Raw genomic sequence first — 13,344 nt, 5'->3', positions numbered from 1 at the left:
GGGTCACCGGGCGGCCGACTCGAGGCGTCTCGAGAGTAGGTCGTCGACGAGGACGGTCGCAGTCGGGTGCTCGCCGTAGGCGTCGGCGACCCGGAACGTGCACGTCTGCACCGTTCCGTCGCCGTAGGTGCGGGTCGCGATTGCGGCCGAGGGGTTCGCCAGCCATCCTTCGACGTAACCGACGGCCACGTCGTCGGCCGAGTCGACATCCGCGACCGCGTAGGGGTACAGCCCGTCGAGTTCCCAGCCCGGAACGGTTCCGAACAGTCGCTCGAGGCGCTCGTCGACGGTGTACAGCAGCGAGGCGACGAGGTTCCAGCTTTCGTCTTCGGGCAGGTCGCGGTAGTCGAACGCCGCTGCGCTATCGCTGTCCGCGACCGAGCCGTCAGCGTCCGCGACCGCCAGCACGTCGCCGCCGTCCCGGACGTACGCGAGCACGTCGTCGGTCATCGCAGTGACGAGCGCGACGTCGACGTCGCCCTCGAGCCGGTCGCCGACCGTCCAGTTGGAGTTGCGGCCCTCGAGGACGGTTCGCAGCGCGTCGTCGTCGACGTAGACCGTAGCATCGGCTGACCGATCGTCTTGCCCGGCGTGCAACCGCGGCCGGGAGCGCGGGCAGGCAGTGACGGGTTCCGCGGTTCGCGCGTCGCCGAACTCGAGGGTGATCGTCTCTGTCGCCACCGTATCGGCGTCAGCCGTCACAGTCGACGCGGGGACGTCGATGAGATCCGCGATCCGGACCCTCGAGACGGAATCGACTGCGACCGTTTGCCGCCCCGATTCTTTCCCGACGGCCCAGGAGAGAGCCGCTTCGACCTCCTCGGCGGTGTCGTTGACGACGACCGCGTCCGCCGCGATCCGTCCGTCGTCCCAGACGGCTCGCTCCTCGAGATCGAGTTGAACGGCGACCGGAGCGTTGACCTGCGCGAACGCCTCGACGGTCCCCTTCGGCTCGCGCCGGTAGTCGAGCAGGCCGTTGAACTCCCACTCGATGTCGGAGAACTCGGTCAGGACGTACCCCGCGACCTCGTCGCGGTCGCGCATCTGCTCGATGACGTCCTTGTTCGAGCGGAGTTGGCGGCGCTGCCACGCCTCGGCCAGCGTCTCGAGGTCCTCGAAGGCGTCGGACAGCGTCGAGTCGGCGAACCGCTCGCGGTAGCCGGCGGGCCGTTTCAGCCCCTCGGGGAGGAACTCGTAGTCGAACCAGGGCGGCTCGCCGTCGTACGCGGCTTCGACGGCCCGGATATCGCCCAGGCCCCACGTCCCGAACTCCGAGACGACGATCGGCGCGTCGTCGGGATCGGTTTCGGTCGCCGCGTAGTTCGCTTCGGGAGTGTCGATCATCCCGTCCAGATCGGCCGCCCACGCGTCGGCGCGGTCGGGGCTGACGAAGTAGCGATGGTAGTCGTTGATATCGGTCGCGACGTGGGCCCACCCCGAGTTGTCACAGACGAGCCGCGTCGGATCGGCCGCTTTGGTTTCCTCGTACAGGTCTGCCAGATCGGCCTGCTTCGACTCGTCGTCCCACAGCGACGTCTCGACGTCGAGCCCCTGCGGGTTGCCGATCCCCCACTCCTCGTTGTAGATGCTCCAGATCACGACGCTCGGCCGGTTGTAATCGCGCTCGAGCAGCCCCCGGAGCTGGTCGGCCAGTTCCGTCTTGGAGCGCTCCGTGCACACTGCGGGGTTCGCCGGCTCTTCCCAGACCAGAAGTCCGAGCCGGTCGGCCCACTCGAGGAAGTCGGGATGGGCCGGCTTGATGTGCTTGCGCAGGAGGTTGAAGCCGAGGTCCTTGGCGGTCCGCACCTCCTCTTCGAACCAGCCGTCCTCGGACGGCCGGTACAGCGTCTTCGGGTAGTAGCCCTGTTCGAGCGCGCCGCGGATCGGATAGGGCTCGCCGTTCAGGTAGATCCGGCCGTCGCGGGCCTCGACGCTTCGCATCCCGAAGTAGTCCTCGTAGCGGTCGACGACGGTCTCGTCGCGCTCGAGGGCGACCCGCACGTCGTAGAGCGCTGGCGTCTCGGGCGTCCAGTAGTCGGGGTCGGGAATCGAGAGCGTGACCTCGGCCGCGCCGTCGGCCTCGAGGGCGGTCGTCGCGGATGCAACTGCGTCGCCGTCGCGTTCGACGGCGATCGTTGCGTCGACCGCCGACGGATTCTCGCCCTCGACGGCGGCGACGGCGTCGGCCGTCGTCTCGAGTTCGATCCGGACGCTGTCGTCCGCGAGGTTCGGCGTCGCGCGGAGTCGTTCGACGCGACAGGCTGGGGCGTACTCGAGAGTGACGTCCTGCCAGATCCCGCTGACGCGCTGGTACCACGGTTCGCCCTGCTTCCCGTGGGGAATCTCCGAGATGTCGTCCGGATCGGTGACTTCGACGGCGATCGCGTTCTCACCGGCGACCAGCGCGTCGGTGACGTCGACCGCGAACGGGAGGTAGCCGCCCCGGTTCGAGCCGACGCGGTCCCCGTTGACCCGGACGACGGCCTCGTAGTCGACGGCGCCGAACCGGAGGAGGGCGCGGCGCCCGTCGTCGCCGTCTCCCACGGGCGGCGCCTCGAGGTCGATCGTCCGCCGGTACCACGCGGTGCCGGTGTACTCGCGGAACTCGTCGTGCTCCTGCCAGACGTGGGGGACCTCGACCGTCCGCACCCGGTCGGGCAGCGAGCCCTCCGGGGCCGCCCAGTCGCGCTCGCAGCCGCGTTCGTCGGGGTCCGTAACGAACTGCCACGGGCCGGTCAGGTCGATCCGCCGCCGGTCGCTGCTCGCGGTCGCGCTCGAGTGTGTCTCTGAACTCATGAATACAATCGAAAATCGCTCTCCGCGGCCGTTAGGCGGCCTCTTCCGTTTCAGTCTCGGCTTCGGTCTCGGCCCGCGAATCTCGTCGCATGTCGGCCAGCAGATTGTCGCCCGTCCGCTCGTCGAAGAGGTGGATATCCGCGGGGTCGAACGCGATCTCGACCCGGTCGCCGACGTCCGGCTTTACGTCACCGGGCACGCGGACGCGACACTCCGAGCCCTCGATGTCGAGGTAGACGAAGTTGTCGCTGCCCGCGACCTCCACGACGTCGACGGTCGCGGCGATCGTGTCGCCGTTGCCGCCGTACTCGATGTCCTCCGGGCGGATGCCGAGCTCGAGGTCGTCGCCGGCGTTCGACTCCCGGATTTCGTCGACGATCGACGGCGGGACCTCGTAGGTGAACCCGTCGCCGACGAGCGTCGAGCCGGAAAGGGAAACGTCGAAGAAGTTCATGGCCGGGCTGCCGATGAAGTCCGCGACGAACCGGTTGGCCGGGTTGTTGTAGACTTCTTCGGGCGTCGCGAACTGCTGGAGCTCGCCGCCGTCGAGGACGATGATCCGGTCGCTCATCGTCAGCGCCTCGTGCTGGTCGTGGGTGACGTAGATCGTCGTCGTTCCCAGATCCTCCTGCAGTCGCTGGAGTTCGGTCCGCATGTGGACCTTGAGCTTCGCGTCTAAGTTCGACAGCGGCTCGTCCATCAGGAAGATCTTCGGGTCTCGGACGATGGCACGGCCGGTCGCGACGCGCTGTTGCTGGCCGCCCGAGAGTTCGCTGGGTTTGGCGTCGAGTTGGTCGCCGATCCCCATCATCTCGGCCGTCTCCTCGACCCGCTGCTCGATCTCCTCGTCGGACATGTCCGTCGTCAGCTTCAGCCCGTAGGACATGTTCTTCCGGACGGACATGTGCGGGTACAGCGCGTAGTTCTGGAACACCATCGCGATGCCACGATCCTGCGGTTCGACGCCCTTGATGCTCTCGTCGCCGATTCTGATGTCGCCGTCCGTAATCTCCTCTAAGCCGGCGATCATCCGCAGCAGCGTCGACTTGCCCGAACCGGAGGGGCCGACGATAGTGATGAACTCGCCGTCCTCGATGTGGGCGTTGAACTGCTCGATCGCGACGAAGTCGTCGAGGTAGACCTTCCGGACGTCGTCGAACGTGACGGAGGCCGATTCCCCGTCCGTAGTTGTCTCCGCCGTCGATGCCGCTTCGATGTTCGTGTCGCTGAGTTCGTTTGCGTCGCTCATTGTCGTAGCACCGTTCGCGCGTCGTGCGCGTCGTTTTCGATCGTTGCCGTCGATGCAACTGCGCTGGCCGCGATTGCACCTGCTTCGCCCGTCTCCGGGGTGCCGATCCGCGTTCGGTCGTCGATCCCGCTCACGCGTCGGTCACCTCCGTGGCGACCGGGCTCGCCTCGGCCGGCGCCGAGACGCTCGCGACGAACTCGACGTGCAGCGCAAACGCGACGCCGGCGAACAACACCGCGACGGCGACGGTTAGCAACGAACTGACGACGAACAGGACGACCGTCACGACGCCGAGGGCGACCGCGCCGACCGCGTGACGGGCCGTCCAGCGGTAGCCGTCCGCGAACGCCTCGAGGACGGGTTTCCCCGACGCCAGCCCCAGCAGGGTCGGCATCGAGACGAGGCCGGCGTACAGCCCCGCGTACAGACAGCCCAAGCCGAGCAGGCCCGCCGTCACCGAGCCACTCGCGAGGTACGCCAGCACGTAGTTGGCCGCACTCACGAGCAACACGAGCGGGACGAACGACAGCAGCGTCGCGTGGACGAACCCCGCGCGGACGGTCTCGAGGACTGCCGGCCAATCGATGCCGTCTGCCGACTCGCCGTCGCCTTCGCGAAGCGAGAGCACGGCGCGGTAGGCCCCGACCGTCGCCGGCCCGATCGTGACGATCGGCAGCGCCGCGAGGAACCACGCGAGGCTGATCTGGACTACCTCGACGAGGTTGTCCCAGACGAACCGCGTCGTTCGCCGGAGCGAGGCGTACATCGGGTCGAGGTCGCTCGATTGCGGTTGGATCTGTTGTTGGCGCATCGTGGATCACTTCGTGGTCCCCTGCATTTCGACCGCGCGGACGAGGTGGCGCTGCATGACCAGGAACACCAACAGGAGCGGCACCGAGGCGACGACCGCCGAGGTCATGATGACGCCCGGTTCGGTGACGCCGAGGTTGTCCTGCAGCGTCACCAGCCCGATCGGCAGCGTGTACATCGCGTCGCTCTGGAAGATCAGCAGCGGCCAGACGAAGGCGTTCCACGTCCAGATGAAGATGAACAGCCCCAGTGCGGCCAGCGCCGACCGCATCAGCGGTAACACGATGTGGGTGAAGATCCGCAGGCGCGAGAACCCGTCGAGGCGGGCCGCCTCCTCCAACTCCTCGGGAATGTCCTTGAAGAACTGGACGAGCATGAACACGCCGAGCGGATTGGCCGCGCTGGGGAGTACGACGCCCCAGACGGAGTTGACGAGGCCGAGTTCGCTGACGATGATGTAGACCGGGACGAGGTTGACGATGCCCGGCACCATGAAACTCGCCACGATGACCGCGAAGATAGCGCGGCGGCCGGGCCACTCGAGTCGGGTCAGCGAGTACGCGATCATCGCGTCGACCAGGATCACGACCGCCGTCGTGATTCCGGCCAGGATGACCGTATTGACGGTCCACTGGACGATCAGCGAGTTCGTCAGGAGGTACTCGTACCAGTACAGCGTCAGGTCCCACGGGATCAGGTACGGCACCTCCGCGTAGACCAGATCGCGCGTCATGAACGACGTCGCGAACATGTACCAGTACGGGATCAGGAACAGCGCCGCCGTCCCGTAGAGCCCCACGTACAGGGCGATCGTCCGCAGACGGGTGTTCGACAGCGAGACCTCGTCGAAGAGGCCGCGCGATTCGACGCTCATCGGTTATCACCTCCGAGGAAGTAGTAGCTGGTTGCTGACACGGCGATCAGGATCATAAAGAGGACGTAACCGACCGCGGCGGCGTACCCGAACTGCCGGCCCGTAAAGGCCGTGTCGTAGAGGTACAGGACGATCGTCGTCGTCGAGAACGACGGGCCGCCGTCGGTCATAATAAAGGGCTGTCCGAACACCTGGAAGGAGCCGACGAACGTCACGATGACGACGAATATCAGCGGATTCTGCATCTGCGGAATCGTGATATCGCGCATCATCCGCCAGGTGCTCGCACCGTCCAGTTTCGCCGCCTCGTAGAGGCGATCCGACACGTTCTGGCGCGCGGCCAGCAGGATGATGAAGTTGAACGCGAGTTGCCACCAGATCGTCGCGATGGCGATCGCCGGCATCGCGAGTTGATGGTCGGTCAGCCAGTTGCCGCCGCCGACGTAGTAGGGCACCAGTCCCGAGGCGCTGAAAATCTCGGTCCACAGCAGTCCGACGACCGCGACGGTCAGCACGTACGGACTGAAGAAAATCGTCCGCAACAGCCACTTGCCCTTCACGTCGCGGTTGACGCCGAGCGCCAGAAACAGCGAGCCGATAACGATCGGCGGCACCGTGAGGACGACGAAGTAGACGGTGTTTCGCAGCGCGTTCCAGAAGTCCGGATCCGACAGCAGGACCCGGTAGTTCTCGAGGCCGATGAACTGCGACTGAGCCGGATCGAGTGCGTTCCAGTCGTGGAAGCTCATGTACAGCGCGAGCAGCAGCGGTCCGAACAGGAACGTCCCGGCGATCAGGAGATAGGGAAGTGCGAAGGTACCTCCCGCGAGTAGCTCACGGACCGACGACTCCGAGAGGTCGACGGGTCCCGATTCGTCCGCGTTCGCGTCGGTTTGTTGGGTTGCTTGTGCCATGTTATCTCCTGTTGAACGTTTGTCTGACGCCCTCGGTGGCGGTTTCGATCACTGCTTCGGGCGCCATGTTGCCGGCGCGCATGTCGTCGAGCGGCTGGTAGATCTGTTCCGTGTACTCCTCGACGTTCGGCGTCGCGGGCGGCCGGATGAACTGGTCGTTCTCGACCATCCCGTAGAACGTCTCGAGCGTCTGGTCCCACGTGTCGGACTCCCGAAGGTCGTCGCTCTCGATCGCCTCCTTGCTGGCGGGGAGGTGACCGGCCTCGGATCCCCACCGGGCGTTGAACTCCTGTGTGAGCAGGCGAACGGTCTCGATCGCGTCCTCGAGTCGCGCCTGGTCGCGCTCGTCGCTTTGCGGGATGATCAGCATGTGACTGTCGCCGACCGTGACGGGGCTGTCCGCCTCGGGCATGATGAACGGTTCCGTCAGGCCGAACTCGAAGCCCGCCTCGCGGACGATACTGATGTGCCACGTCCCTTCGATCTTCATGCCGACCTCGCCGCGGTTCCACGCGTCCCAGCCGGTCCCTGGGTCGACGGGGGCCCACTCGTGTTCGTGCACCCAGTCGTGCATCTCCTGGACGACCGCGTGGCCGTCGTCGGTGTCGAAGGCGGGCTCGTAGTCCTCGGTGAGGATCTGCCCGCCGCGGCCGTGCAACAGCATCCGCATGACTTCGGCGTGAAACTGGCCCTCGAAGTAGTCGAAGGCGTAGTAGTCCGTGTTCTCGACGATCGCGTTGGCGCACTCGTAGAACCGGTCGGCCGTGTTCGGCGGGTCCTCCGGATCGAGCCCCGCTTCCTCGAACACTTCCTTGTTGTAGTAGAGCCCGAACGGGTGCGTATCCAGCGGAACGGCGAGCTGTTCACCGTCGACGACGCCGCCCTGGGCGACCTCCTCGAGGTACGGCTCGAGGCCGATTTCGTCGGTAACCGGGACGATGCTGTCCTCGTAGTCCCGCATCATCCGCGAGTGCATCACCGCGACGTCGGGCGGGTTCCCGCCGACCATCGAGGTGTAGAGCCGACCGTAGTGTTCGTCCCACGGGACCCGCTGGCGGTTGATCTGGAGGTCGTACTCGTCGCCCGCGTTGATCTCGTCGACCATCGCCTCCATGACGGCCCCGTCGCCGCCGCCGAAGAGGGTCCAGTACTCGACGCCGTCCCGCGAACTACCGACGTATCCGGTACAGCCGGCGATACCGGTCAATCCGGCAGCGCCCGTCGCTTGCAGTACGCGGCGACGGCTCACCTGTCGCGACGAGCCGCTGTCGGGTGGGCGTGACATAGTCTCACCCCTGTTGATGTTGCGCATTGGCACACAAGTGTATGAATTAAACATAATATATGTATCTTCCGGTCAGTACGCCTAGAATAATCGTCGTCAGGGGCGTCAAAACCGGAATAAGGTGGGTGTTTCCGGCAGTACAATCGTCGGCGATTCGCAGGACAACTGCGACGGAGCGACTCCCCGGTTTGCCGTTATCACGGGTATCGGTTCGACCCCGTCAGAACGCGCTGTCGGCGAATCCGCCGTCGACCGTCAGTACTTCGCCGGTGACGAACGAGGACGCGTCGCTCGCGAGGTAGATCGCTGCGCCGATGAGTTCCTCGCGCTCGCCGACCCGCCCCAGCGGCGTCCGCTCGTCGATGCGCTCGCGCTTCTCGGTTCCGTCGGCGTAGGTCTCCTCGTTTTGCGGCGTAATGAAGAAGCCGGGCGCGATAGCGTTGACCCGAATCTCCGGCGCGAGTTCCTTCGCCGATGCCCGCGTAAAGGCCTCGACGCCGCCCTTCGCCGCCGAGTACGCCGGCAGATTCGCCATCGAGAGCCGCGCCGCGAGCGAGGAGATGTTGATGATGCTCCCGCCCTCGTCCATCGCGGGCGCGAACGTTTGCGTGATGCGTCGCACGCCGTCGAGTTGAACGTCGGTGACGAAATCCCACTCGTCGTCGCTGATTCCGACGACGGTGTCGCGCGAAATCGCCCCCGCCGACGAGACGACGACGTCGATCCCGCCCAGGGTTTCCTCGGCGACCTCCCGGAGATCCTCGAGCGACTCGGGGTCGGTGACGTCGCAGGTGACTCGGGCCGTCGTCGCGCCCCGTTCCTCGAGGAGGGCGGCCGTTTCGTCGACCGCGTCTTCCGAGCGACTCGTCGCGATGACGTCCGCGCCGTCGGCCGCGAGCCCGACGGCGATCGCTTGCCCGAGCCCGCTCGTGCCGCCGACGACGACGGCACGCTTGTCAGCGACGGTGACCGGGGTATGCGTATACTCGTCCATGTGTCACGCGAACACAGCGACCATCATGAACGTTTTCATGAACGACCTCGAGCCACGTTTCGTATTAGGGAACGAGTCGATTCGCCGGATAGATCCGTCGTCCCCCATGGTATCAATTCACACCGAGTGTTCGGGTTACAAAAATACGATTGTAAATCTCGAGCTAGCAGCGACTTTGTTTCTAATCAAGAAATACGCCGTAGCGACTCGTGTCTCGGCTCTCGATCGGTTCGGGGTCGCAGGAGCCGTCTCGGTCGCCCGACCGCGCCGCCGTTCGCGCAGCACCGAACGGTTTTATTCACCCGGTCCGAAACGTCGCACATGGACGCTACGATGGTCACGGACTTCGCAACGCGGGACTGGGAGACGGCGGGCGACGGGACGGTTCGGTTCGCCCTGCTCGGCCTCGGCTGGTGGACGGTCGACGTCGTCATCCCGGCGATCGAACAGACGGACTACTGCGAGACGGCGGTACTGGTCAGTTCGTCCACGGAGAAGGCCCAGCGGCTCGCCGACCGACACGACGTCGACCGCGGGATCACGTACGACGAGTACCACGACGGCGCTGCGACCGACGCCTACGACGCCGTCTACATCGGCACGCCCAACGCCTACCACCTCGAGTACGTCGAAACCGCGGCCGAACTCGGCAAGGCCGTCCTCTGCGAGAAGCCCCTCGAGGCGACCGTCGAGCGCGCCGAGCAGTTGGTCGACGCCGCCGAGGACGGCGATATCCCGCTGATGACGGCTTACCGGATGCACACCGAACCCGCCGTCCGCCGCGCCAAGGAACTCATCGAGGACGGCTTCATCGGCGAGCCGACGCAGGTCTACGGCAACAACACCCAGCCGCTCCTCGAGATGATCCCCGACCCCGACCAGTGGCGCCTCGACTCGGACGTTACGGGCTACGGTACCTCCGTGATGGACCTCGGGATCTACCCGATCAACACCGCGCGCTTCCTCCTCGAGCGGGATCCGGTACAGGCCGAGGCCCACATGTCCTCCACCCACGAGGCGTTCGACGACGTTCCGGACCAGTTCGCCACGATTACGCTCACCCTCGAGGACGACGTTCCGCTGGTCTGTACGACGAGCCAGCACGCCCAGGAGGACACCGAACTCAAGATCATCGGCACCGACGGTCTTATCGAGCTCTCGCCCGCGTTCCACGGCGAGGCCACGCTGCACCTTTCCTCGGGCAGCGTCGAGGCGACCATCGAGGATACCGACTTCACGGAAGTCGAGGAGATGCGCGAGGAGTTCGACTACTTCGCCGACCGCGTCCTCGGCGACGAACCGATCCTTCCGGACGGCCGCCACGGGCTCGAGGATCTCCGAACGATCGAGGCGATCCACGAGGCCGCCGAGCGGGACGAACCCGTCGACATCTAATCGGGCGGCGGCGACGCCGCGGATTACTCGCGATTACTGTAGATCCAGTTCGATCTCGACCCGGCCCCGCTCGAGACTCGAGGGCGGCCCCTTCCTCGCAAACGATTCTCTGCTGGGCCGTTACACGGCAAATAGAACGGATCGGAGACAGGTGACGAGAATTGTCGAGAACGAAACACAAGTCTACAGTCGCTGAAGAGAGAGGGTCGACACGAATCCGACGACGGTCTATAACTCCCGCTCCATTTCGTACTCGCCACGGTCTCGCTCGGTGATCTCGAATCCCGCCGAGCGATAGAGGTTCATCGCAATCCGGTTCGTCCGAGCGACGGTGAGCCACACGTGCGTCAGCCCGTTGGCCTGCCCGTGGCCGAGCAAACAGCCGATGAGGTGCGTCCCGATTCCGGCGGACTGGTACGCCGGCCGAACGAAAATCGCGAGTTCGGACGTCGAATCGTACGGAATCAGGACGGCGTGTCCGACGACGTCGCCCTCGTGGCGGGCCACGACGTTCAGTCCCTCCTCGAGCAACTCGGAAAGCCACTCAACAGTTCGGTCCTCGCTTCTGGGCGGTAATCCCTGTGTCCGCGAGTCGTCGCCGAAATGCGCGTACATCTCCTGCAGCGGCCCCAGCTCACCGTCGTACTCGTGGATCGAGATTCGCCGCTCCTCGCGGTCCGTGAACGTTTTCGGCGGGCGGGGAAGCGACGTCCGTTGGGCGGCGGCCATACGCGAAGGTAGTTGCCACACGCTCCTAAGGGCATCCCGCATTCCCGATTTCTGGGAGTGATCGGGACTCGAGGGAGAGGGATCGTCATTCCAGTACGAACTGTCGCTACTGGTGTGAGTGACCGCGCTAGTGACGTCACGCAACACGGCCTTTCCAGATTTTATCGGTTTCCAATACTACTATAGATACAGACAATATTCGATTCCGCGTAGAGAACGGTCGGTCGAGTGACTCGTGAAGCGATCGAACCACTCTCTTCGCTGTGTTTGACCGTTTTACGGTCGTCGAGTCCATTTGCGGTATCTGGTCATGTTCTCCGTCGGCTACGGGTATAACGCCGTATAATCCTCCTCGCGTCCTCGATATACGGTCGCTCGAAGTCAGATCTACGTTTGAAAGAGTATTTGTATGTGAACGGAAGCGGATTCAGTAGCCGCCGGGAATAAGACATATATCGAATCTAGATGGATCCGTTTTCTCTCCGGATTCATATATAGTAGTCACTGTACCGCGAATACGATTTTGGGCTGACAGAACGGAGAACCGGCCATCACGTTTATTCTGTCATCGGAGAAATGTTGGACCAGCGAGGTGAGGAACCCGTTCGGCGTTATCATCAGCACGCCGCCTTCACCATGCACCCTCCCTCGCTTTTCGGCAGCGGGTTGCCACCGACGTAGTCGTTCAATTCTCCGGGACAGCGGCTGACCGTCCGAAAAACTGTAGCTCGGTCAGTGGCAGTGCGCGTTGAGGTGGACGTCGCGAGCAGCGTACGACGGACACAGTTCGACGGTCGCGTGATCGACATCGTGAGCCTCGAGTTCCGCGTGTACGCGTCGGGTCACTGCCTCAGCATCCGCCATCGTCTCGGCGTCCGTTTCGAGGTGGACGGTCGCGACCGTGATCTGGCTGCAGACCTGCCAGGCGTGGAGGTCGTCGACCGCGGTTACACCCTCGAGTCCCTCGAGCACGTCGCGAACGGCTGTTCGATCGAACGGCGTTCGATGGAGGAAGATCGCACTGCTGCCACGAAGTACGTTCACGGCGGACCACGTCACGACGACCGCGATGAGGCCGGCGGTGAGCGGGTCGACGAGGTGAAACCCGGTCAGTTCGATGACGACCGTCGAGACGATGACGGCGACCGACCCGCCGGCGTCGCCCAGCAGGTGGTAGAACGCGCCGCGCTCGTTGAGGCTCATCTCGCCGCCGTGTAACACGTAGATCGAACCGACGTTGACCGCGAGCCCGCCCGTGGCGATGAGGAGCGTCGGTCCGGTTCCGATCGCGACGGGCTCGAGGAAACGGTGGTAGGACTCCCAGAGGATGAATCCGACCATCGGGAGGAGGAGAACGCCGTTGAGGAAGGCGGCGAACGGCTCGAGGCGGTGGAGGCCGTACGACCAACGCCCCTCGTCGCCGTAGGATTCGGCGATGTAGGCGGCAGCGAAGGCCATCACGTACGCGAGCGCGTCGAACAGCATGTGGAACGCGTCGCTGATGAGCGCGACCGACCCGAACAGGAGCCCGCCCGCGAGTTCCGCGACGAACCCGAGGAGGTTGATCGCGGAGACGACGGCGAGTTTGCGGCTGCTCGTCGACGAGGCGCCGTGATCGTGACCGTGGCCGTGGCTGTGGTCGTGGCCAGCGTGCTCGTCTCCGTGCCCGTGAGCGTGGTCCTCGTGATGGGCTCGAGCCGACTCGTGATCGGTCATCGTTGGCGTCGCTTAGGATCCGAATCTTATCAACATCGCTGTTGTAAACGCGCCGTACTTCGCTATAGATTAACAACTGAATGCCGAGTAGTTGTTAACAAAGTCGGAGACTGGGACGACAGGCTTCCGAACTGCGGTAGATAGCGGAACCCCATCGGAAATCGGCGCGTCGGAGTCGGTGACCGATCGCAGACGCTGGTAGATCAGTCGATACTGACGGTGACGAGATGCAAACGCGTTCGTCGACCACTCGAGACCGCGATCAGTCGTCTTCGAAGAGGTCGGCGACGTACTGCTGTTCCCAGTCGCGTCGCGCTTCCAGCTCGCGCCGGCCGCGCCGGGTGAGGGTGTAGAAGTTCGTTCGCCGGTCCGCCTGCCCCTTCTCGACGAGGCCCTTGTCAACGATCGTGTCGAGATTCGGATACAGGCGACCGTGGTGGATCTCCGATTCGTAGTAGTCCTCGAGTTCCTCCTTGATTGCGAGGCCGTGTGGCTCGTCTTGTCCGGCGATGACGTACAGGAGGTCCCGCTGGAAGCCCGTTAAATCGTACATATTTGAACGTTGTTGTGTCAGGAACATAA

Annotated in this window: 12 protein-coding genes; 1 reads left to right on the top strand and 11 read right to left on the bottom strand. The window is 64.6% G+C overall.

The features are described 5' to 3' along the window. Positions 1 to 3: 3 nt before the first annotated feature. The 8 genes from ATJ93_RS10545 to ATJ93_RS10515 all read right to left on the bottom strand — a co-directional run bounded on the left by ATJ93_RS10545 (position 4) and on the right by ATJ93_RS10515 (position 8,922). Entirely contained in the window at positions 4 to 2,796 is a 2,793-nt protein-coding gene (locus ATJ93_RS10545) for a sugar-binding domain-containing protein (RefSeq protein WP_120244606.1), read from the bottom strand. Positions 2,797 to 2,827: 31 nt separating this feature from the next. Beyond that, positions 2,828 to 4,045 carry an ABC transporter ATP-binding protein gene (locus ATJ93_RS10540; RefSeq protein ID WP_120244605.1) on the bottom strand — a complete coding sequence of 406 codons (1,218 nt, stop codon included), beginning with the start codon at positions 4,043 to 4,045 and terminating at the stop codon, positions 2,828 to 2,830. Continuing rightward, complete coding sequence (locus tag ATJ93_RS23650; RefSeq protein WP_170155557.1) at positions 4,042 to 4,179, bottom strand: hypothetical protein; 138 nt, start codon at positions 4,177 to 4,179, stop codon at positions 4,042 to 4,044. Before ATJ93_RS23650 ends, ATJ93_RS10540 begins: the two co-directional genes overlap by 4 nt. Next, the gene (locus ATJ93_RS10535; RefSeq protein ID WP_120244604.1) at positions 4,176 to 4,856 is read right to left on the bottom strand and encodes a hypothetical protein; all 681 of its coding nucleotides are present in this window, start codon (positions 4,854 to 4,856) and stop codon (positions 4,176 to 4,178) included. The genes ATJ93_RS23650 and ATJ93_RS10535 overlap by 4 nt, the downstream gene beginning before the upstream one ends. Before the next feature lie 6 nt (positions 4,857 to 4,862). After that, positions 4,863 to 5,729: a carbohydrate ABC transporter permease gene (locus tag ATJ93_RS10530; RefSeq protein ID WP_120244603.1), complete on the bottom strand. Its 867-nt coding sequence runs from the start codon at positions 5,727 to 5,729 to the stop codon at positions 4,863 to 4,865. Continuing rightward, positions 5,726 to 6,643 carry a carbohydrate ABC transporter permease gene (locus ATJ93_RS10525; RefSeq protein WP_120244602.1) on the bottom strand — a complete coding sequence of 306 codons (918 nt, stop codon included), beginning with the start codon at positions 6,641 to 6,643 and terminating at the stop codon, positions 5,726 to 5,728. The genes ATJ93_RS10530 and ATJ93_RS10525 overlap by 4 nt, the downstream gene beginning before the upstream one ends. Before the next feature lies 1 nt (position 6,644). Further along, on the bottom strand, positions 6,645 to 7,928 hold the full coding sequence (locus ATJ93_RS10520; RefSeq protein WP_245977546.1) for an extracellular solute-binding protein: 1,284 nt from the start codon (positions 7,926 to 7,928) through the stop codon (positions 6,645 to 6,647). 220 nt (positions 7,929 to 8,148) lie between these two features. Further along, on the bottom strand, positions 8,149 to 8,922 hold the full coding sequence (locus ATJ93_RS10515; RefSeq protein ID WP_120244600.1) for an SDR family NAD(P)-dependent oxidoreductase: 774 nt from the start codon (positions 8,920 to 8,922) through the stop codon (positions 8,149 to 8,151). 321 nt (positions 8,923 to 9,243) lie between these two features. Here ATJ93_RS10515 and gfo6 point away from each other — a divergent pair, with 321 nt between their 5' ends. Further along, positions 9,244 to 10,317, top strand: coding sequence for a D-xylose 1-dehydrogenase Gfo6 (gfo6, locus tag ATJ93_RS10510; RefSeq protein WP_120244599.1), 1,074 nt, complete (start codon positions 9,244 to 9,246; stop codon positions 10,315 to 10,317). Positions 10,318 to 10,545: 228 nt separating this feature from the next. Here the strand turns inward: gfo6 and ATJ93_RS10505 are convergent, their stop codons facing one another. From ATJ93_RS10505 to ATJ93_RS10495, 3 genes are all read right to left on the bottom strand, one after another. After that, on the bottom strand, positions 10,546 to 11,046 hold the full coding sequence (locus tag ATJ93_RS10505) for a GNAT family N-acetyltransferase (protein ID WP_120244598.1): 501 nt from the start codon (positions 11,044 to 11,046) through the stop codon (positions 10,546 to 10,548). Positions 11,047 to 11,778: 732 nt separating this feature from the next. Continuing rightward, complete coding sequence (locus tag ATJ93_RS10500; protein WP_120244597.1) at positions 11,779 to 12,762, bottom strand: cation diffusion facilitator family transporter; 984 nt, start codon at positions 12,760 to 12,762, stop codon at positions 11,779 to 11,781. Between the two features lie 262 nt (positions 12,763 to 13,024). Continuing rightward, the gene (locus ATJ93_RS10495; protein WP_120244596.1) at positions 13,025 to 13,315 is read right to left on the bottom strand and encodes a PadR family transcriptional regulator; all 291 of its coding nucleotides are present in this window, start codon (positions 13,313 to 13,315) and stop codon (positions 13,025 to 13,027) included. Positions 13,316 to 13,344: the final 29 nt, after the last annotated feature.

Source organism: Halopiger aswanensis (genome assembly GCF_003610195.1).
Classification (GTDB): Archaea; Halobacteriota; Halobacteria; order Halobacteriales; family Natrialbaceae; genus Halopiger; species Halopiger aswanensis.
This window is presented reverse-complemented; position numbering and strand designations above follow the sequence as displayed.